The sequence below is a fragment of the Burkholderia sp. 567 genome, assembly GCF_040545115.1.
GTDB classification, from domain to species: domain Bacteria; phylum Pseudomonadota; class Gammaproteobacteria; order Burkholderiales; family Burkholderiaceae; genus Burkholderia; species Burkholderia ambifaria.
Window position 1 is genome coordinate 427,958 of the sequence record NZ_JBEPLG010000002.1, and the last position, 20,107, is coordinate 448,064.

General features: G+C 68.4%; 18 protein-coding genes. 5 read left to right on the forward strand and 13 right to left on the reverse strand.

Features of this window, described 5'->3' with window-relative positions:
* Positions 1-6: 6 nt before the first annotated feature.
* A complete protein-coding gene (locus ABIC50_RS07415; RefSeq protein ID WP_011660476.1) occupies positions 7-660 on the reverse strand; it encodes a DUF1345 domain-containing protein in 654 nt (217 codons plus the stop codon).
* A gap of 134 nt (positions 661-794) precedes the next feature.
* Between ABIC50_RS07415 and ABIC50_RS07420 the strand changes: the two genes are divergently transcribed.
* Positions 795-1,520 carry a metallophosphoesterase gene (locus ABIC50_RS07420; protein ID WP_012365608.1) on the forward strand — a complete coding sequence of 242 codons (726 nt, stop codon included), beginning with the start codon at positions 795-797 and terminating at the stop codon, positions 1,518-1,520.
* 58 nt (positions 1,521-1,578) lie between these two features.
* Here ABIC50_RS07420 and ABIC50_RS07425 read toward each other — a convergent pair whose 3' ends face one another.
* Together ABIC50_RS07425 and ABIC50_RS07430 are read right to left on the reverse strand one after the other, a co-directional pair.
* Positions 1,579-2,274, reverse strand: a complete 696-nt coding sequence (locus tag ABIC50_RS07425) for an RES family NAD+ phosphorylase (RefSeq protein ID WP_354163647.1) — start codon at positions 2,272-2,274, stop codon at positions 1,579-1,581.
* 2 nt (positions 2,275-2,276) lie between these two features.
* On the reverse strand, positions 2,277-2,696 hold the full coding sequence (locus tag ABIC50_RS07430) for an MbcA/ParS/Xre antitoxin family protein (protein WP_006754054.1): 420 nt from the start codon (positions 2,694-2,696) through the stop codon (positions 2,277-2,279).
* Positions 2,697-2,927: 231 nt separating this feature from the next.
* On the opposite strand from ABIC50_RS07430, the gene ABIC50_RS07435 reads away from it, so the two are divergent.
* Complete coding sequence (locus tag ABIC50_RS07435) at positions 2,928-3,710, forward strand: ABC transporter substrate-binding protein (RefSeq protein ID WP_354162714.1); 783 nt, start codon at positions 2,928-2,930, stop codon at positions 3,708-3,710.
* Positions 3,711-3,918: 208 nt separating this feature from the next.
* On the opposite strand, the gene ABIC50_RS07440 is transcribed toward ABIC50_RS07435, so the two are convergent.
* The 3 genes from ABIC50_RS07440 to ABIC50_RS07450 all read right to left on the reverse strand — a co-directional run bounded on the left by ABIC50_RS07440 (position 3,919) and on the right by ABIC50_RS07450 (position 7,533).
* Positions 3,919-4,170 carry a hypothetical protein gene (locus ABIC50_RS07440; protein WP_241244814.1) on the reverse strand — a complete coding sequence of 84 codons (252 nt, stop codon included), beginning with the start codon at positions 4,168-4,170 and terminating at the stop codon, positions 3,919-3,921.
* Positions 4,171-4,700: 530 nt separating this feature from the next.
* Positions 4,701-6,173, reverse strand: coding sequence for a sigma-54 dependent transcriptional regulator (locus ABIC50_RS07445; RefSeq protein ID WP_105831341.1), 1,473 nt, complete (start codon positions 6,171-6,173; stop codon positions 4,701-4,703).
* Between the two features lie 436 nt (positions 6,174-6,609).
* Positions 6,610-7,533, reverse strand: coding sequence for a metal-dependent hydrolase (locus ABIC50_RS07450; RefSeq protein WP_354162717.1), 924 nt, complete (start codon positions 7,531-7,533; stop codon positions 6,610-6,612).
* A 580-nt stretch (positions 7,534-8,113) separates the two neighbouring features.
* On the opposite strand from ABIC50_RS07450, the gene ABIC50_RS07455 reads away from it, so the two are divergent.
* Together ABIC50_RS07455 and ABIC50_RS07460 are read left to right on the forward strand one after the other, a co-directional pair.
* Positions 8,114-8,455, forward strand: a complete 342-nt coding sequence (locus ABIC50_RS07455) for an FKBP-type peptidyl-prolyl cis-trans isomerase (RefSeq protein WP_354162720.1) — start codon at positions 8,114-8,116, stop codon at positions 8,453-8,455.
* Positions 8,456-8,480: 25 nt separating this feature from the next.
* On the forward strand, positions 8,481-9,248 hold the full coding sequence (locus tag ABIC50_RS07460; protein WP_354162722.1) for an AraC family transcriptional regulator: 768 nt from the start codon (positions 8,481-8,483) through the stop codon (positions 9,246-9,248).
* A 454-nt stretch (positions 9,249-9,702) separates the two neighbouring features.
* Here ABIC50_RS07460 and ABIC50_RS07465 read toward each other — a convergent pair whose 3' ends face one another.
* On the reverse strand, positions 9,703-10,173 hold the full coding sequence (locus ABIC50_RS07465; protein ID WP_354162724.1) for a winged helix-turn-helix transcriptional regulator: 471 nt from the start codon (positions 10,171-10,173) through the stop codon (positions 9,703-9,705).
* 150 nt (positions 10,174-10,323) lie between these two features.
* On the opposite strand from ABIC50_RS07465, the gene ABIC50_RS07470 reads away from it, so the two are divergent.
* Positions 10,324-11,559 (forward strand): MFS transporter, encoded by a 1,236-nt coding sequence (locus tag ABIC50_RS07470; protein ID WP_354162727.1) that lies wholly within the window; start codon positions 10,324-10,326, stop codon positions 11,557-11,559.
* A gap of 195 nt (positions 11,560-11,754) precedes the next feature.
* On the opposite strand, the gene ABIC50_RS07475 is transcribed toward ABIC50_RS07470, so the two are convergent.
* The 6 genes from ABIC50_RS07475 to ABIC50_RS07500 form a co-directional block, all read right to left on the reverse strand.
* Positions 11,755-12,921 carry a glycosyltransferase family 4 protein gene (locus ABIC50_RS07475; protein ID WP_011660464.1) on the reverse strand — a complete coding sequence of 389 codons (1,167 nt, stop codon included), beginning with the start codon at positions 12,919-12,921 and terminating at the stop codon, positions 11,755-11,757.
* The gene (locus ABIC50_RS07480; RefSeq protein ID WP_354162729.1) at positions 12,921-14,105 is read right to left on the reverse strand and encodes a glycosyltransferase family 4 protein; all 1,185 of its coding nucleotides are present in this window, start codon (positions 14,103-14,105) and stop codon (positions 12,921-12,923) included. Before ABIC50_RS07480 ends, ABIC50_RS07475 begins: the two co-directional genes overlap by 1 nt.
* Positions 14,102-15,568 (reverse strand): O-antigen ligase family protein, encoded by a 1,467-nt coding sequence (locus tag ABIC50_RS07485; protein WP_165752707.1) that lies wholly within the window; start codon positions 15,566-15,568, stop codon positions 14,102-14,104. The genes ABIC50_RS07480 and ABIC50_RS07485 overlap by 4 nt, the downstream gene beginning before the upstream one ends.
* Positions 15,569-15,578: 10 nt before the next feature.
* Complete coding sequence (locus tag ABIC50_RS07490) at positions 15,579-16,715, reverse strand: glycosyltransferase family 4 protein (protein ID WP_354162732.1); 1,137 nt, start codon at positions 16,713-16,715, stop codon at positions 15,579-15,581.
* 110 nt (positions 16,716-16,825) lie between these two features.
* The gene (locus ABIC50_RS07495; protein ID WP_229082457.1) at positions 16,826-17,785 is read right to left on the reverse strand and encodes a glycosyltransferase family 2 protein; all 960 of its coding nucleotides are present in this window, start codon (positions 17,783-17,785) and stop codon (positions 16,826-16,828) included.
* 62 nt (positions 17,786-17,847) lie between these two features.
* Positions 17,848-20,073: a polysaccharide biosynthesis tyrosine autokinase gene (locus ABIC50_RS07500; RefSeq protein ID WP_354162735.1), complete on the reverse strand. Its 2,226-nt coding sequence runs from the start codon at positions 20,071-20,073 to the stop codon at positions 17,848-17,850.
* Between the last annotated feature and the right edge of the window lie 34 nt (positions 20,074-20,107).

The following is a 20,107-nucleotide window of genomic DNA, read 5'->3' on the forward strand; positions in this document are numbered from 1 at the left end:
CCCGCGTCAGCTCAGCAACCCCGCCGCGACGTTGATCGACAGCCCGAGCACGGCCATGTTGAAGTAGAACGACAGGATCGACTGCGCGAGCACCGCGCGGCGCGCGGAGCGGTTCGCGAGCGACACGTCGGCGGTCTGCGACGCGACCGCGATCGTGAACGAGAAATACAGGAAATCCCAGTAGTCGGGCTCGGGATTGCGATCGGGAAAGCGCAGCCAGCGATCGCCGGTCGGCGAGCCGTAATAGAGCCGCGCGTAGTGCAACGTGAAGATCGTCGGAATCAGGAACCACGCGCCGAACAGCGTCGCGGCCGTGATCGCGTAATGGCCGAGCCCCGCGCGAAAGCCGACGCTCTTCGCGGTCGCGAGCTCGATCGCGATCGCGGCGACGCTCGCGACCGTCGCGAGGCAGATGACGGTCAGCACGGTCGTCGCGTTCTCGTCCTCGCGGATCGCGACTTCGCGCACCTTGTGATGATGCGCGGTGACCATGCGCACCCACATCAGCACGAGATACAGCCAGACCGTGCAATCCCAGCCGATCAGCACGCGCGCGGTCGGCCGCAACTGGAGCGGCAGCAGCACCGCGCACGCCACGCCCGCGACGAAGGCGGCGACCATGCGCGGCCGGTTGCGTAATACCTGCGGATAAAGCGTCATCGTGTGATTCCGAAAGCGGATGGAAAGGTCCCGCCGGCGCGCGAAGGGCCGCTGCGCGTCGCCGGCGGGTAGCGCCCCGATTATCGCCATTCCGGCATGTCGTTGCGATGGCCGCGAGCGCCTAAGATATCGGGATGACACCCGCCCTCTGCCACCATCCCGCGAACGCGGCCGGCCGCGACTTCGTCGTCGGCGATCTGCATGGCTGCGTGGATGTGCTGCGCGCGCTGCTGCACGACATCGGCTTCGATCCGGCTTGCGACCGGCTGTTCTCGGTCGGCGATCTCGTCGACCGCGGCCCCGCGTCCGAAACCACGCTCACGCTGCTCGACCGCCCGTGGTGTCACGTGGTGCGCGGCAATCACGAAGAAGTGCTGAGCCTCGTGTCGCGCGGCAAGCTGCCGCCCGATGCATGGCGCGGGATCGGCGGCGACTGGGGCGCCGATCTCCCGCCGGAACGGCTGCACGCGCATGCGGCGCGCGTCGACGCGCTGCCGCTCGTGCGCGTGGTCGGCGACGGCGCCGCGCGCTTCAACGTGCTGCATGCGGAGTTCTTCGGTCCGGACGCGGAACTCGACACCGGCAGCTATTCGCACGACGTGCGCGAGCGGCTGATGTGGGGGCGCGACCTGGTCCAGGGGCTCGCCGACCCGGCGCTGCAGGCCGGCCTGTCGCTGACCTGCACCGGCCATACGCCCGTGCGCGCGCCGCAGCGCATCGGCGCGCAATGGTTCATCGATACCGGCGCTTTCGCGCCGTCCGGACGCCTGACGATCGTCGAACCGCGCACGGGCGACATGTGGTCGCTCACCCAGGCCGACGCGCGCGCCCGTCACGCGGGCGAGTTGCCGCTGCCGTAGGCCGGCAGCGGCTTGGCGGAAGCACGCGCACGCATTTGCCCGCGCGAGCCTCCCCCCGCTAGCCCACCTGGTTCAACTCGAACACCGCATCGATCGCGGAACCGTTCCAGTTGTATTCGAGATACGCCGCGTGATGACAGTCGCGCAGCAGCGTCGTGCGAAACGCCGCGAGACATTCGCCGCCTGAGTCGCGCACCGACGGATAGACGATGCCCGCGCCACCCGCATGGCGCACCGCGCGGCCGAGCGCCTGCCCCGCGCTGTAGTCGAGCGGATCGAGCAGCGCCGGGCTGCGCTGCGGCCATGTGCGCACGTCGGCGACTTCGCCGTGCGCGTACACCGTGTAGAGCCGCATCTGCTGGCGCATCGGCGGCTCCTTCGTCGCGGACATGAACAGCCCGCTGTGATAGCGCGTTTCGGCGATCGCCGTATCGCGCGACCGCCCGCAGTAGAACACGCCGTAGCTGCCGTCGGAAAAGCGGCTGCCCTGCGGATTCAGGTGGGTGAACGCGGCCATGATCGGCCCCCAGCCCTGGCCGTAGCGACGCTCGGCCGGCGGCACGAGCTCGAGCGTACCGACTTCGTTGCGGATGCGGTCGTTCGTCAGCGATTCGAGCGCATAGAGCGCATCGAAATCCTCCGCGGACGCGACGCGGTCGAACAGGTTGATGGCGGGAAAACGGGTGGGAATCACGCGATAGGCAGGCGCCCAGTCGACGACGGTCGTGGGCCAGGCTGGCGCTTCGATCGGCATCGTCACGCCCAGCCACCTCGCATCGCGTCGAGATATTGCCGGACGGCGACCAGATCGCCGACATTGCCGGCGAGCATCCGGTCGAGCGCGCGCTTTCCGCCGAACGGCGCGGCGTCGTTGGGCCGCTTGACCCAGGTATCGGCGGCGGCCGGCTGCGGCAGCAGAATCTGCAGCGCCTTGTAGATGCCGAGCAGCAGCGATAGCCGCTCGAGCGTGTCGCGCGGCAGGCGGGCCGATTCCGGCGCTGCCTTCCACTTGAAGAACGTCGAACGGCCGGGCGAGCCGAGCAGCACGATCTGTTCGTCGATCGTCAGCTCCCAGTCGCGCGCGATGTTGAAGAACGCACGCAGGCCGGCCGCCGACATCTGCGCGACCGAAGCCTGCCGCGGGGCGGAATACGGATCGAAGGCGGGCTGTGTCATGAGCGTTAGTCTCGAAATGAATTCACTAACAAGATTAGTCCATTTCGGTATTTTTGCAAGGGTCGTCCCCCGACATCGGCATTTCCTTCGACAAGACGATATTTTTTGTCCATTCTGGACGAATATTTTGTTTTCTGCGTTAATGGCCGTGCGGACAGCGCATCGCCACGCGGTGCGTGTCTACAGCAACCGAGTCGCCGAGAACCGGATAGACCACGCCAAGGAACCATCATGAAGAGACTGATTGCCGCCGTTTCGATCGCCCTGCTCGCGGTATCGACGGGTCCCGCCGTCGCGAAGGACTGGACCACGCTGCGCTTCGGCACCGACGCCAGCTACGCGCCGTTCGAATCGAAGGCGCCCGACGGCAAGCTCGTCGGCTTCGACATCGATCTCGGCAACGAAATCTGCGCGCGGCTGAAGGCGAAGTGCGTGTGGCTCGAGAACGATTTCGACGGAATGATCCCGGCGCTGAAGGCGAAGAAGTTCGACGCGGTGCTGTCGTCGATGTCGATCACGCCGCAGCGCGCGGAGCAGATCGGCTTCACGACGAAGATCTACAACCAGCCGACGCGGCTCGTCGTGAAGAAGGGTTCATCGCTGCTGCCGACGGCCGAATCGCTGAAGGGCAAGTCGATCGGCGTCGAGCAGGGCACGACGCAGGAAGCGTATGCGAAGGCGTACTGGGCGAAGCAAGGCGCGAACGTCGTGTCGTACCAGAACCAGGACGGCGTGTATGCGGACCTCACGTCGGGCCGCCTCGACGCCGCGCTGCAGGACGAGGTGCAGGCCGCGATCGGGTTCCTGAAGTCGCCGCGCGGCGCGGGCTACCAGTTCGTCGGGCCCGAACTCATCGACGAGAAGGTGCTCGGCATCGGCGCCGGCATCGGGCTGCGCAAGGAAGACACCGACCTGAAGGCGAAGATCGACCGCGCGATCCTCGACATGGTCAAGGACGGCACCTACAAGCGGCTCGCGTCGAAGTACTTCGACTTCGATATCTACGGCGGTTGAAGCGGCGTCGCGCGCGACGGGTGTGATGCCCATCGCGCGCGGCCGGACCGCCCCTCCCCCAAGCGCCGGACGGCGACGCCTCCCTGACGTTTGCCGTCGCGCCGGTTTCATCGACCGTGTCGCCGCGCCTGATACCGCACCGCGTGATCCCGCGTTTCATCCGGATTGCAAACCGCTGACTTCCGCGGGCGATGGCCCGCGTGCGACGTCAATACGCGAAGAGCGGGCGCAGCCGAACCGGCGCGCGGGTGCACATACCCTGGCGGATCCGGTTGGCCAGCGAAAAAGTACCGGCCCGGCGCGGATGACCGGGTATCAGCCGGATCCGCCGCGCACCGGGCGCGCAGAGATGGCCTGTCGACGCATGCCGGCCGGCGGCAAGATGCGCGGACGCCCGGCGATGGGTCGAATCATTGCGTTCGCGGCTGGCCGGCCGCGTCGTTTGGCGATCGTTCATCATTTTTCTACCCCGTATTCGTGCCGTTGCTTGTGCCGGCAACCGGACTTCGCCGGTGCCCCGACGATCCGACGACGACGGCCCTGCCGGTCGGACCCGGGCAGTGCTTGCTGCCCGTCCCGCCGGTCATCCCCGTGGGCTGCGTCCTTGTCGGCTCCTGAATTCGCTGCCGAACCGGCCGGACGCCACGTCGTCGACTCTCGCACCTCGATCAGCGCAAGGAGCGGGCCAGCTTCGGATGAAGCCGGCCGCACAAGGCTTTCGTCGGACAAGCCCGCGGCCGGACCGGGCGGGACACGCGGGAAGTTACGAAACTGAAACATGCCGCGCGCGGGCGGCCGCGGGTGCGCTGCAGCAATGCCTTGCCGGACAAGGCGCGCGGAGGATCCGGAAAGTTTTGCCGGCGCGGGCGGCACGCCGCCGGCCGCGTTTGCCGGGTTATTCGGGTGGCTGCCGACAGGAAACGTTTCACGCTCTTTACATGCCGCCGGCCGTGCGCACGGGCCGGCCGCGAACGCTTCCCCTGCCGCCGTTCAGCCGACGCGCTGGTGGTCGGCGTCGCCGGGCGGCGAACCGTCCTTCCCGCCGTTGTCGCCGTTGTTGTCGTGGTCGTTGAGCCCGTGCTCGATCATCATCCGGTACAGCGTCACGCGCGAGATACCGAGTTCGGCGGCGGCCTTGTTGATGCGGTGATCGTTGCGCAGCAGCGCGTTCTCGATCGCGGTGCGCTCGGCGAGCGAACGCGCCTGTTCGAGCGTCACGGGCTCCGTTTCACCCGGCGTCTCGAGCCCGAGATCGTTCGGGGTCAGCAGCCGGCTCTCGGCCATCACGATCGCGCGGCGCACCCGGTTGATCAGCTCGCGCACGTTGCCGGGCCACTCGTAGCGGCGCATCGCGTCGAGCGCGGCCGACGTGAAGCCGCTGATCTTGCGGCCGCTGTCGGCCTTGTATTTCTGCAGCACGTAATGCGCGAGGATGTCGATGTCCTTGCCGCGCGCGCGCAGCGGCGGCTCGTGAATGCGCAGCACGCAGAGCCGGTGATAGAGGTCCGCGCGAAAGCGTGCGGCTTCGACCGCGCCGTCGAGATCCACGTGCGTCGCCGAGATGATCCGCACATCGACCGGAATCGATTCCTGGCCGCCGAGCCGCTCGATCTTCCCTTCCTGCAGGAAGCGCAGCAGGCTCGCCTGGCTTTCGACCGGCATGTCGCCGATTTCGTCGAGAAACAGCGTGCCGCCGTTCGCGGATTCGATCCGGCCCGCGCGCCGCTGGTTCGCCCCGGTGAATGCGCCGCGCTCGTAGCCGAACAGTTCCGACTGCAGCAGGTGATGCGGAATCGCGCCGCAGTTGATCGCGACGAACGGGCCCTTGCCGCGCGCCGAGCGCTCGTGGATCGCGAGCGCCGTCAGCTCCTTGCCGGTGCCCGACTCGCCGGAGATGAACACGCTCGCGTCGGTTTTCGCGACCTTGCGAATCGTGCTGAACAGCTGCTGCATCGCTTCGCAGTTGCCGATCATCCCGTGCTCGCCGATCGACGCTGCGTAGGCCGCGCCGTCGACGCGATCGAGCGCGGCCATCCCGCGTGCATGGCCGAGCACGTGCGAAATCCATTCGTGCGGCAACGGCAGCGTCACGTAATCGAAACAGTAGCTGCGGATCATTTCGCGCACGGCGGGGCTGATCGTGACACCGGCCTGCGCGACGGAAATCCAGCCGATCGCCGCCTGGCTCAGGCACGCCTTCAGCGCGGGATAGTCGCGCGACGTGAAGCCCGAGAAATCGATGAGCCCGGCGGCGACGTTGACGCCGGACGTCATGTTCTGCGCGGCGCCGGCTGTCTTGGCGATCGAGATATCCCAGCCGAGCCCGCGCAGTTGCGCCAGCAACGGCTCGTCCGGCGAACGCATGATCACGAACAGCTTGCGTCCGGCCTCGGGGGCGGTAACGGATACGAGCGGCATCTCGGGCGCCGCCGTCCCGTTTGCGTCGGGTGACCTTGCAACCATCGTTATTCCCCGCTTGGCGTTGGTATCGTGCGCCGGCTCGCCGCGCGTACGAAGGACCTCGATCGAACCGACATATTGGCCGTATTTCCGTACGAATAAAATCCCCCCGGGCGATAATCGTGCGCCGAACGAATCCTTTCATGAACGGTATATCGATGCCGCGGACGCCCGGCTAGATGGGTGTTTTCCCGGTGGCGGGGTGAACCCCGAAGAAGGCCGTGGAGATCACGAACGCGGGGAACCGCGCCGGTGCTGGCGCACCGGGTCGGCATGCGATGCCGGGCAGGCGGAATCGAATCGGCCGCATGCGCCGGCGTGGCTGGTCGGCCGTCCCGGCGAACGCGTGCGCAATCGTTTCCGGTTGATGCCGGTCAATCGTCAATTAAACGGGGTTGATGCACGAACGCAACACGCGCCGGATCGCGCGGCGGGCGGATTAGCGCCCCGATGCGAGTGGTGCGGGCGCGTGGGCATGAGAGCGACCACGGCCGGCCGCGGCGTCATCGTGTTCGCCGTATGCGGCGACCAGGCCGTCGACACGGGAAAGGTGATGACGGTTGTCGTGGTCCCACGGATGGAAGCCGGGCCGCAAAAAGCTCAGCCACTCCCCCGCGATGCGAGGAAACAGCCCGCGGCGCGGCCCGTACAGGAACGCGATCATGCGCAGCATGCCGCGCATGCGATGCCTGATATCGCGATCGCGCGACAACAGCGTCACGTGGATCAGGAACACGGTCGGCCAGAACGTCAGCGTCGTCAGCAGGTACACGCCGACGCGGATCAGGTAGCGACGCAGGCCCGGCTTCATCACGGCGTTCCACACGTCGTAGGACACGGCCTTGTGCTCGGTTTCCTCCAGCGCATGCCATACCCACATCTGCCGGTAGCCTTCGACCGAGCCGGCGAGACGCGTCGGGTCGCGCAGGAGCCAGTCCGCGAGCATCGCCGTGTAGTGCTCCGCCGCGACCGTATGCGCGAGCTGGACCGAATGCGGCAGCACGCGCTTCGCGAAGCCGAGCACCGTCCATACGCGCTTGTCGAGCTTGCGCGCGGGCAGCCGGTTCGCCTGCATCAGCTCGTTGTATTCGACGTGCTCGCGCGTATGCATCGCCTCCTGCCCGATGAAACCGAGCACCTGGCGCTTGAGCACGGGATCGTCGATCCGGTCGCGATAGTTGCGCACCGAATCCATGAAAAAGCGTTCGCCGGCCGGAAACAGCAGCGACAGCGCATTGAAGAAGTGCGTCACGTGCGGGCCGAGCCCGTGCCAGTCCTTCGCGCGTTCGACCGGCAGGTCGAAGCGCAGGTCGCGGCGCACCGGCATCACCTCGGCTGCGGTGGCGGAAGCGGCTGACTTCATGTTCGTCTTTCTCCTTGTTTTCGGGCGGCCCGGCAACTGCCGCGGCCTTGCCGGCGCGGGCCCGGGCGGCGCATCGCGCAACGCCGAAATCTTGACATCGATAACTGTAAAGATAGGCTCGGGGCGACGCCGCGCGCAAGCCGCGCGGTAGATGCGCGCTTCCAAACAGGACGCGCTCGGCAGCGCGGGAAAAATGATGTTTGGAAGGCGTTCGCGCGTGCCGCGATTCGAACGCTCACAGCGGCGTGCGATCGACAGGCGGGCGCTCAATGCGCGGACCGTAATCGGCTTGAAGGCGCCGTGCGACGGGCGTCTCGCGTGAAGGGTCGGTGGTGTTCAACGCGACGCCGGCTTGCCGCGTCGCAACGATTCATACGCGCGCGCCGTTCGCGCGGTACGACCGCGTCGATCCGGTTCGCGAAGAATTCAAACGCGCGTTCCATTCGCGTTTCCCGCCAGCTGCGTGGCCGCCTCGCCCGCGACCCGCGGTCGACACGCGGTTTGGCCTTCGCCACGCAGGGCGGCCCGCTGCGCGCTCGCCTACAATAGCGGTTTTACCTAACCCCTTTCAGGAGAAGTCATGACTGTCACCACGACCGCATCGGGCCTCAAAATCGAAGAGCTGACCGAAGGCACCGGCGCGGAAGCGCAAGCCGGCCAGACCGTCAGCGTCCATTACACGGGCTGGCTGACCGACGGTCAGAAATTCGACTCGAGCAAGGACCGCAACGACCCGTTCGCGTTCGTGCTCGGCGGCGGCATGGTCATCAAGGGCTGGGACGAAGGCGTGCAGGGCATGAAGGTCGGCGGCGTGCGTCGCCTGACGATCCCGCCGCAACTCGCGTACGGCCCGCGCGGCGCAGGCGGCGTGATCCCGCCGAACGCGACGCTCGTGTTCGAAGTCGAGCTGCTCGACGTCTGACGAAGACGCCGGCCGACTCCCTCCGATGGAACGCATCCCGTCACCCGCCATCGCGCTGCGCCGTTACGACACGTGCGAAGCGTCCGACGTGCACGACTTTCATCAGGTCGTGCTCGGCGTCGATGGCGAGATGGTGATGGCGGTGGACGGCGTCGGCCAGCGCATCGACCGGCACGCGGCCTGGCTGATTCCGGCCGGCGCGCGCCACGATTACGCGGGCCTCGGCGACAATCGCCAGCTCGTGCTCGACCTGCCCGCCGCGTCGCTCGCGGTGCCGCAGCGGCTGTTCGACAGCGCGCGTGCGGTGTCGATCGACCCGGCGCTGACGTCGCTCGTCGCGCAGGTCGCGGCGGCCGCCGCGCAACTCGACGGGCCCGCCGGCGACACGCGACACGCGCATCGCTTCCAGTGGCAGGCCGCGGCGCGTCTGTGCGGCGCGCTGCTCGGCGACACCAGCCTCGCCGCCCCCGCGGCGGGCCTCGATTTCGCGCGCATCGACCGCTGGCTACGCGCCCGGCTGGCGGAGCCGCTGCGCATCGCCGATCTCGCCGCGCACTGCGGTTACGGCATGCGCCGGTTTCATCAATTGTTCGTCGACGCGTTCGGCGAAACTCCGCATCGTTATTTGCAGCGGCTGCGGCTCGACGCCGCCGTCGTGCTGCTCGCCGACGGCCGCCATCCGCTCGTCGACATCGCCGGCATGGTCGGCTTCGCCGACCAGAGCACTTTCACGCACGCGTTCACGAAGCGCTTCGGCGTCGCGCCGGGGCGCTGGCGCGGCGAACGTCACTGAGCGATTTCGCCGGACGGTTCCTGCCTGCCGTAACGCGGTCGCGTGGTGCGGCAAGCCGCCTTTTTTCATGCGTAAATCGATCGCATTGGATCGCAGCCGGCGACCGTATCGACGCATCATGCCTTCCCGAAACCTCGGCCGCACGACACGTACTTCTCCGGGATCGCGCGCTGGGCCGACTATCACGCGGTATTCGAGCGCGATGCGTTCCCGCGCTGTGCGCGGCTCGCCGACGATGCCGATGATCGCGGCCGCACGAATCGCCGCCCGCGTTCGGCTACGGATCGCTGCATTTCGTCGACGCATTGACGCCGCTGACGCTGCTGCTCGCGGCGGTCGATGCTACTCGTCGCAGTGGGGTTGCTCGCGACGCTGATCAGGCCGAATGCGCATCGCGGTGCATTGGCTGCGCGTGAGGCAGCGGCGTCCGTCGATTGAACGGTACGGCCGGCCTTCACCCCCGCGTCGCGCCCTCGTCTTCCCCCACCTTCCGCACGACCGTCTCCGACGCCTTCAGCGGCCGGCCGTCGTCGTGCCGCAGCGCGAGCTTGCGGATCGCGCGGCCCGTCTTGCGCTCGACCAGCACCGAATGCGGCTCGCCGCGCGCGAACAGATTCGCCTCGCCCCACTGCCGCAGCATCACGATCACAGGAAACAGCCCCTCACCCTTCTTCGTCAACACGTACTCCTGATACGCGCTGCCGTCCGACGCGGGCACGACGTCGAACACGCCCGCCTCAACCAGCATCCTGAGCCGGTCGGACAGGATATTGCTCGCGACGCCGAGGCTCGCGCGGAAATCGCCGAACCGGCGCACGCCGTCGAACGCGTCGCGCACGATCAGCAACGCCCAGCGATCGCCGACGATATCGGTCGCCCGCGCCACCGGGCACGGCGAATCCGCATGACTTCTCTGCCTGGCCATATTGCTCTCCGCTGTCGTGCCGGCTGCCTTCCCGGCGCCGGCCATTCGTGCGCGGGCCCGTCGCCCGCCGCCTCATGAAGTTGCATTTTAAAACTACTTTTCCTACACTCACAATAGTTTCAAATTGCAACTACTTGCGTGAGGCAACCGATGGAATCGTCTTGTCGTTCAGGAACCGTCGCGTCGAATGCGGCATCGCGTGCCGCTCGCCCGGCCGATGACACACGCGTGTCCACGGCGCGCGTCGCGCTGCTGGCCGTCTGCTGCGCCGCGAGCGTCGCGAACGTGTACTACGCGCAACCGCTGCTCGACTCGATCGCCCGCGACTTCGGCGTCTCGCAGGCGGCGGTCGGCGGCGTGATCACCGCGACGCAGCTCGGCTGCGCGCTCGCGCTGCTGTTCGTCGTGCCGCTCGGCGACCTGCTGAACCGCAAGCGCCTGATCACCGTTCAGCTCCTGCTGCTGACGGCGGCGTGCATCGGCGTGGCCGCATCGTCGACGCGCATCGCGTTGCTCGCGGGCATGGTCGCGGTCGGGCTGCTCGGCACCGCGATGACGCAAGGGCTGATCGCCTGCTCGGCCGCGCTTGCGGGTGCCGGCGAGCGCGGCCGCGTGGTGGGCGCGGCACAGGGCGGCGTCGTGATCGGCCTGCTGGCCGCGCGCTCGCTCGCGGGTGTCGTCACGGATATCGCCGGCTGGCGTGCGGTTTATCTGGTGTCGGGCGCGCTCGCGATCGCGATGCTCGTCGCGCTGGCGCGGCTGTTGCCCGATGCCGATGCGCCGCGCGAACGCATCGGCTACGCGGCGCTGCTCGTGTCGATGGTCACGCTGCTGCGCACCGAGCGCGTGCTGCGCGTGCGCGGGGCGATCGCGCTGCTGATGTTCGCGGCGTTCAGCATCTTCTGGAGCGCGCTCGTCCTGCCGTTGAGCGCGCCGCCGCATGCGATGTCGCATACGCAGATCGGCGCGTTCGGGCTCGTCGGCGCACTGGGGGCGGCGGCCGCCGCGCGCGCGGGCCGGCTCGCGGACCGCGGGCTCGGCGAAGCGGCGACCGGCGTCGCGCTGGCGCTGCTCGCGCTGTCGTGGCTACCGCTCGCGTTCGGCGGCACGTCGATCGCGCTGCTGGTCGTGGGCATCGTGCTGCTCGATGTCGGCGGGCAGGCCGTCCACGTCGTGAACCAGAGCATGATCCTCGGCGCGCGGCCCGACGCGCATGCGCGCCTCGTCGGCTGCTACATGCTGTTCTATTCGGTCGGCAGCGGGCTCGGCGCGATTGCGTCGACGATGATGTATGCGCACGCCGGATGGATCGGCGTCTGCGGGCTCGGCGCGGCGGTCAGCGTCGTCGCGTTCGCCGTTTGGGCCGTGACGCGCAGGCGGGCATGACGCCTGTCGAAAACGGCGTGCTCATCACGGCGAGTTAGGCAGCGAACGACAAAAAGCCGGCTCGCCCGAATTGGGCGACCCGGCTTGTTGTCCGGCTTGTTGTCCGGCTTGGGTGTGCGGCTTGCGCGACCGGCTCGCAAACTGGCCGCTTGCGCGTGCGCCGCTCTAAATCCGCCGGCGACGCACCGCGTTCGCTTACCCCGCCGCCCGAATCGCCTCCTCGTACACGCCCGCGACCCGCCGCGCGATCACCGCGTTATCGAAGTGCTCACGTGCATAGCGCTTGCACGCGGCTTCGTCCGGCAGCTTGATCGCGCCCGACAGCGCCGCGCCGAGCCCTTCCGCGATCGCATCCGCGCCGGTCGACGGCAGCACGAGATCGTCGGACAGCCCGGCGACCGCCTCGGGCAACCCGCCGACCGGTGTGACCAGCACGGGCGTGCCGGACGCGAGCGATTCGACGGTGATCAGCCCGAAGCCCTCGAGCGCGACCGTCGGCACGACGCTGACCGTTGCCGCGCGGTACAGCGCCGCGAGATGGTTGTCGGGCACGAAGCCGAGCAGCTTCACGTTGTCCTGCAGCCCCGCCGCATCGATGCGCTGCTGCAATTCCTCGCCGATCTTGCCCTTGCCGGCGATCAGCAGCAGCACGTCCGGGTGCCGTTGCTTGACGACGCCGATCGCGTCGATCAGATCCTCCAGCCCCATGCGCCGCACGAGCCGGCGCACAGCCAGCACGATCGGCCGGTCCTGCGGCAGTTGCAGCTTGTGCCGCGCCTCGCTGGGCGTGAGCGGCGTGTCGAACTGCGCGGTATCGACGCAGCCGGGAATCACGCGCACGCGCGACGGTTCGATCCCGTAGCGGTTCGTCAGGATCTGGCCGAATGCCTGCGACAGCACGATCAGCCGCGACGAGCGCGTGTAGACGGCCTGTTCGAGATAGCGCTTCGCGCGCTGCCCGAGCGACGCGGCGCCCTCGACCTGGCTTTCGTCGGCCCATGGCCCCTGGAAGTGCGATACCTGCGGAATCCCGCGCGTCACGTCGAGGCCCGGGAACGTGTACAGCGCGAAGTGCGACGAAATCACGTCCGGCCGCTCGGTGCGAATCTCGTCGCGCAACGCGCGGCGCGCGGCGAGCATCCGGCGCGCGAGCGGCTGCGACGCGGGCCCGAAGCCCTGGATCGCACCGCCCGTGTCGTCGGCGACCTTCGGCGAGCCGGCGACGAGCCCGCGCACCTCGACGCCCGCCCCGGGCAGCGCGCCGACGAGCGAGTAGTACATCCGGTCGAGGCCGCCCGCACGTTCGGGGAACCAGTGCATGCCGATCTGCAACGATTTGATCGGCCGGGAAGATTGGGACATCACGATTGCTCCTGCGTCACCGCATGCTCGACCCGCTCGAAGGCGGACGGCTGCGTGGGTTGGCCGATGCGCCGGTAGAGCGCGACGTACTGGGCGCCCATATGGGCCCAGCCGAAACGGGTCATCAATTCGCGGGCCGCGTCGCCCATCGCGCGGCAGGTGTCGCGCGACGCGGCGAGCAAACCGATCGCCTGCGCGAGCGCCGCCGGATCGTCCGGGTCCTCGAGCACGATCCCGCACTCGCGCGTGATGATTTCCGCGCCGCCCGCCGTGCGTGCGGTGACGACCGGCAGCCCGGCCGCCATCGCCTCCAGCAGCGACAGGCTCATCGCCTCGTAGCGCGACGGAAATACGTACGCGTCGACCGAGCTCATCAGCGTCGGCATGTTCTTCACGAGACCGAGGAAGTGCACGCGCGAATCGATGCCGAGCGCGCGCGCCTCGTCCGGATACGGGCTGCCGGGCAGATAGCCGGCCACCGCGAGATGAACGTTGGCCGGCAGCTTCGTCAGCGCCTTCAGCACGGTGCCGAGGTTCTTGCGCGGCGTGCGCAGGTCGCCGACGAACAGCAGCAGGAACGCGTCGTCCGGCAGCTTGAACGCCGCGCGATCGGGCTGCGCACCCGCGAATGCGCTGCCGTCGACGCCGTTGTAGATCACGCTGATCTTGCGGCTGTCGATGCCGAGCCCGGCGATCTCGTCGGCCACCTTCTGCGACACGGCCGTGATCGCGCGCGAACGCCGGTATGCCCAGCGCTCCAGCGCGGTGTTCACGCGCGTATAGACGTACTGGTAGGCCGACCACATGCCCTTCGTCAGCCCGAACGGGTAGTACGGGCTCTTGAACCAGCCGCCGTGCACGAAGTGCGCGGTATTCACGTCGGCGCGGATCCACGAGATGAAGCCGTTCACGTGCAGCACGTCGTACTCGGCGCGATGCGCGCGCAGCCACCACGCGCTCTTCAGCGCGAACACCTGCTGCTTGACGAGATTCGACGGCCAGAACCGACCGACCTTCACCGGCACCCAGCGCACGCGCGGGTCGGCCAGCAGCTCGGGCGCGACATGCGACGCGACCAGTGTGACCTCGTAGTTTTCCGCCAGCGCCGCGCGCGCGATTTCGTAATTGACGCGGCCCTGGCCGTCGTTATGTCGCACGACGTGCGTGACGATCGCGATTCTCAATGGTCGCCTCCCCGTGATTGCGCGGCGGCCAGCAGGCGCTGCGCCTTCTGCCAGTGCGCCGCGGATAGTATTGAAAAAATGGCCGTGAACAGCAGCAGGCCGCCCGTGCCGATCAGCGAGTTCGTGAACACGAGCATCGCGAACACCGACAGGCACAGGCTCAGGCATGCGCCGACGAACTTGTCCTTGCGCAGCTTGAACGCCGCGCGCAGCGTGCGGCCGAGCAGCATCACGACGCCCGCCAGGTACAGCAGCGTGCCGGGCCAGCCGAGCACGAACGGCACGTTCATCACGCCGCTGTCGAAGCTGCCGTACTTGCCGAGCTCGCCGCTGTCGCTCGACAGCTTGGTCGACGCGCCGGTCGCGCCCATCCCTTCGCCGGCGACGTCGGTGAACGCCGTCTGCGCGAAGGTCGCGTAGAACTTGTTGCGGTCGTCGTAGCTGCGGTCGTCCTTCAGGTTCGTGATCGACTGCAGACGTGCGCCGAGCCGGTCGGCCACGGGGCCGACGGTCAGGAGCGGCACGCACAGCCCGACCAGCACGACGCCGCTGATCAGGATCCGCATCCGCACGCGGTTGCTCGACTGCAGGAGCTGGATCGCGAGCGCGATCACCCAGCCGCCCCAGGTCGAGCGCACGAGACACAACGCGAACGACACGAAGCCGGCGGCGCCCGCGAACCAGCGCACCTTCTGCGGCGCCGCGAACACGAACACCAGCGCGCCCATGATCGCGAACGCGAACGGCCCCGACGAGTTCATCGTGCTGAATACCCGGACGCCGTACGGCACCGGCTCGCCCTGCGAGCCCATGTTCGACCCGATCATCCACAGCACGTCCCACTGCGGCATCACGAAGTACTGCACGACCCCGTACACGCCCATCACGGCCGCGCCCCACATGAACGTGGACAGCAGCACGTCGCGGTACTCGGGATAGTCGCGCGAGTTCACCATGATGTGAAAGCCGATCAGCACCGGATACACCCAGTTCGCGAGGTCGTAGGTCGCGGCCATCACGCCGCTCGACACGATGCCGACCAGATACGCGTACGCGAGCCCGAACAGCATCAGCAGCACGGGAATCCCGCGCCGCTGCGCGAGCACGCGGTAATGCCTGATCAGTCCGAACGCGGCGATCATCGTCACCGCGAGCGGCGCGACCTGGATCAGGCTGGTCGGCGTGAACGCGCCCTTCGACCAGTCGGCGAGACGCCGCACCTCGGGGCTCAGGAACCACACCCACCACATGAAGCCGACGTAGCGCGCGGGGCTCTTGAAATACAGCCAGATGCCGACCGCGATGGCCAGCACCGGAAACGCGAGCGTCAGCACCTTGCCCTGGTGAATGGCGATCAGCGCGGCGGTAAACGTCCACAGCGCGGCCTGCCCGACCCAGTGCTTGCGCTCGGGCAGCCAGCTGCGCTTGCGCGACGGTTCGCGTTCGGCGGCAATCGTGCTCATCGATCCGCTCTCACCGCGACGACGGACGCGAATCCGCGAGCGGCATCGCGAGGCCGGCGGCCGCCGGCGTGCGACGCCGGCGCAGCATGTCGCGCGTGATCCGCACGTGCTGTTCGGCGAACGCCTGCGTGGTCAGGTCGCGCTCGCGCAAACAAGCGGCCGCGGCGCGCGCGCAGTCGAGCGCGGCGAGCGGATCGGCCACGAAGCGGTCGGCGGCCTGGCGCATCGCCTGCGCATCGAACGCCGGCACGTAGGCCGCCGTGTCGTGCGGGAAGTAGTCGCTGAGCCCGCCCACGTCGGACACGATCATCGGCTTGCCGACCGCCGCCGCCTCGAGCATCACGGTGATGCCCGACGCGTGGAAGTTCGGCCGCAGCGGCACGACGATCACGTCGGCCCATGCGTACAGCTCGTGCTGCTTCGCGAGGCCCGATGCCGAGCCGATCTTCACGTTCGGCGCATGCCACTCGCGCGGCACGCGGCGGCGCGTCGCGAGCCGCACGTCGTAGCGCTCGTCGCCGCCGAACGCGGCGAGGAAAGTGCGCCAGTCGCGGTCGCGATCGTTGCCGATCGCGGCGATCCGCAGCGGCCGGTTCGGCTGCCACTGCTGCGGCTCGACCGGCGGGAAATCCTGCGTGTTCAGCCCGTAGTACACGAACTCCGCGTCGCGCCCGAGATAGCGGCGGCACAGCTCGGCGTTGTCGCGCGCGAGTGTCGTCAGCGCGTCGGCACGCGCGAGCAGCTTGCGATACAGCCAGCGGCGCGCGCCGCCGAACGTGTTCCACTTGTCGAACAGCCACACGCTCTGCGCGAGCAGCAGCGGGCGCTTGCCCCGCGCGCCGGCGAACTTCAGGACCAGCGCCGCGGCGAGATGCTCCTGCTCGGTGTGCGTCCAGATCACGTCGGTGTCCAGCAGCGCGGCGCGATTGCGCCACGCGTGCACGACGTCGAAGCCGAGCGCCGCCTTCAGCGCACGGCGCGCGAGGCTCGCGACGCGGTTCTCGCGCCGGTCCTGCGAATAGGTCAAGCGGAATTCGTCGGATTCGGCGTGGTGATAGCCGTACAGGCAGCCGATGTCCTCGCCTTTGCGGTAGGTACGCGGATCGGCGCCGTAAAACAGGTGGACGTGAACCTTCGTTGCAGTCATGTCAGCCTCCGCCGTGCCGTGGGATGCCCCGACAGGCAGGCTTCAGGGAAATGAGCGGGTCGTACCATATCAAGCCCTCCGGGGGTGGCCATGCGTCGTGCGCGGCTCGTTCAAGACGTCACCGGCGGCATTGCCGCGCGATGGGGGGCAAGGTTGGCGCGGCGCGCATCGCGTGCGCCGCGGCGCACCGCGCGCCAGTGCTCGCGCACGCGCTCGCGCTGTGCGGTATGCAGCGACAGCAGCACGTGCGCGAAACCCGGATAGACGCGCGTGCCGACCAGCGTCCACCACCACCACGCGAGCTCGCGCCGCAGCGGCGGCAGATGCTCGCGCAGGATCAGGTGCAGGTTGTACGCGCCGTTGCTGATCGCATTCAGCGACGCGGCATCGCGCCGGTCGTCGTCGAAACGCTCGGCCGGAAAATGATCGACCGCGATCGCCGGGTCGTAGACGAGCTTCCAGCCTTCGCGCTGAACCTGCATGCTGAATGCCATGTCGTTGTGCACCTGCGCACCGGCGCCGCGCAGCCGCGTGTCGAAGCGCAGCCGCTCGATCGCGGCGCGGCGGTAGCTCATGTTCGCGCCCTTCAGCATGTCGACTTCGCGCGCGCCGCCGACGCCCAGGTGATGGTTGCCGATGATCTTGCCGGACAGCGTGAGCTGGCCGACGAGTTCGCGCGACTCGTCGAGCACGCGGCCTTTCTCGTGCACCCAGTCGCGGCCGCCGACCGCACCGACGCGCGGATCGGCCAGGAACACGGCTTCGATGCGCGCGAGCCAGTCGGCGCGCGGCGCCGCATCGTCGTCGGTGATCGCGACGATGTCGCCGTTCGCCGAGTCGAGCCCCTTGTTCAGCGCGGCGACCTGCCCCGGCACGTCGACCGGCACGATCCGCAGCGGCAGCGCGCCGCCGACCGACGGATCGGCGAGGCGCTCGTGCGTGGCATCGTCCTCCGGGCGCGCGACGACGATCACCTCGTCGGGCAGCCGCTGCTGGCGCTGCAGCGCCAGCAGGCAGCGCGCGAGGTCGGCGGGACGCCGAAAGGTCGGAACGAGCACGGAAATTTTCATCGAGGGTTCTCCATTCGGCCGGGCCGGAGCGATGCGCGCCGGCCCGGTTTCGTGCAATGCGGTCAGGCGCTCAGGTATTCGTGGACGGCCGCATAGCCGCGGCCGTAGCCGCGCGCCTTCGGCGGCACGCCGTTGAAGATCCCGCCTTCCAGATCGACGCCCGCGGTGCGCAGGCGCTTGATCGCGTCGGCGATCTCGCCTTCGGTGTGCATGCCCGAGCGCAGCACGAGGAAGGTCGCGCCGGCCATGCGGCCGATGATGGTCGCGTCGGTCACCGCCAGCACCGGCGGCGAGTCGATCAGCACGATGTCGTAGCGCTTGCCGAGCCCTTCGAGGTATTGCGGCAAACGCGTCGACATCAGCAGCTCCGACGGGTTCGGCGGGCGCGTGCCGGCCGAGATGAACGACAGGCCCTGCACCGGCGTCTCGCGGATCGCGTCCTCGAGCGCCGACTGATCGCTCAGCAGCTCGGACAGGCCGGGCTGCGCGGTGAGGCCGAAGTAGCGGTCGAGCATCCCGCGGCGCATGTCGGCGTCGATCAGCAGCACGCGCTTGCCCGAATGCGCGAGCAGCACCGCGAGGTTGACCGTCAGGAAGCTCTTGCCGATCCCCGGCGTCGGGCCGGTCAGCACGATCACGCGGTTCTTCGCGTCCATCATCGCGAACTGCATCGCGGTGCGCAGGCTGCGCATGCTTTCGACGCTCAGGTCCTTCGGGCGCAGGCTCGCGAGGATCGGCCGCGCACGGCCGCCGCCCTTCTCGGCCATCGCGTCGAGCTTCACCTGCTCGGCGCTTTGCGGCACCAGCCCGTACAGCGGCAGGTTGAACGTGCGCTCGACGCGGTCCGGATCCTCGATGCCCTGGAACAGGTTGCGGCGCAGGAACACGACGCCGGTGCCGAGGATCAGGCCCAGGAACACCGCGGCCGACAGGATCAGCACCTTCTTCGGCTTGATCGGGGCGCCCGGGCGCAACGCCGAGTCGATCAGGTGGATGTTGCCGCCCGTGCCGGCCTTCTGCACCGACAGTTCCTGCACGCGGTTCAGCAGCAGCACGTAGATGTCCTCGGCGACCTTCGCGTCGCGCTGGAGCTGGACGGCCTTCACTTCGGTCGCCGGCAGGCTGCGGAAGCGGTTGCTGAACTTGTCCTTCTCGCCCTGCAGCTCCGCGAGCTGCTGCTTCGCGGCGATCACCATCGGGTGCGAGTCGGTGAAGCGCTGCGCGAGCGACGCGAGCTGCAGGCGCTGAGCGGCGATCTGCTGCTCGTACTGCACGCTGCCCTGCAGGTAGACCTTCGCCTCGTCGCTCGCGTTGATCGAGCCTGACGTGCGCTGATACTGCGTCAGCGCGGCTTCCGCACGCTCGAGGTCGGCCTTCAGGCGCGGTTCCTCGCCCTTCAGGAAGTCGAGCATCTTGGTCGCTTCGGCCTGCTTCGCGATCACGTGCTGGTTCAGGTACGACTTCGCGAGCGCGTTCGCGATCGCGGCCGTCTGGTCCGGATTCTTGCCTTCGAGCGAGATCTGCACGACGCCCGTCTGCTTGCCCTGCTCGCTCACCTGGATGCCCGACTGGAAGCCGGTGATCGCGTCGAGATCGTTGTAGCGGACCACCGTGAACTGCGTGCCCGGACGCGCGACGAGCTTCTGCACGAGCAGCGTGACGCCGCCGCCCTGCTCCGATTCGCCGACGCGGCCCGACAGCAGGCGGCGGCCGTTCTGGTCGACCACCGTGTAGGTGCCGTCCGGGCCGGCCGTCAGCGTCATCTTCTTGCCTTCGAGCTCGGGCACGACGTTGATCGAGTCGATATCGGCGACTTCGCCGCCCCACGCGTACGACCGCAGGCCGAACCACGCGCGCGACGGCTCGCCCGGCGTCGCGATGCGCGCGGCCAGGCTGCCGATCAGCGGCATCGTCTTCGGCACGACCGAGAAGTTCAGCTTGAACTCCTCGACGACCGGCGCGACGACGCCGCGGCTCTTGATGATCTCGATTTCCGCATCGGTCGGCGCCTGCTGCGGGCCGCTGTTGATCGATGCACCCGTCTGCGTCTGCGTGAGCGCCTGCGACGTATTGTCGTTGCCCTCGACGCGCACGTGCACGTCGGCCTGATAGACCGGCTTCGCGACGTAGCAGTAGAGGCCGGCGAGCGCGATGACGGTCACCGCGATGCCGAGCAGCAGCCAGATGTCGTCCATGATCACCTGGAGCAACTGGCCGAGGACGACGTCCTCTTCCTCGGTTTTCGCGGCCGGACCCGCGTAGGTGTGTTTTGCTTGCGTGTTCACCATTCGTTCCCGCTTGAGTGGTGCCGGGGGGCAGGTG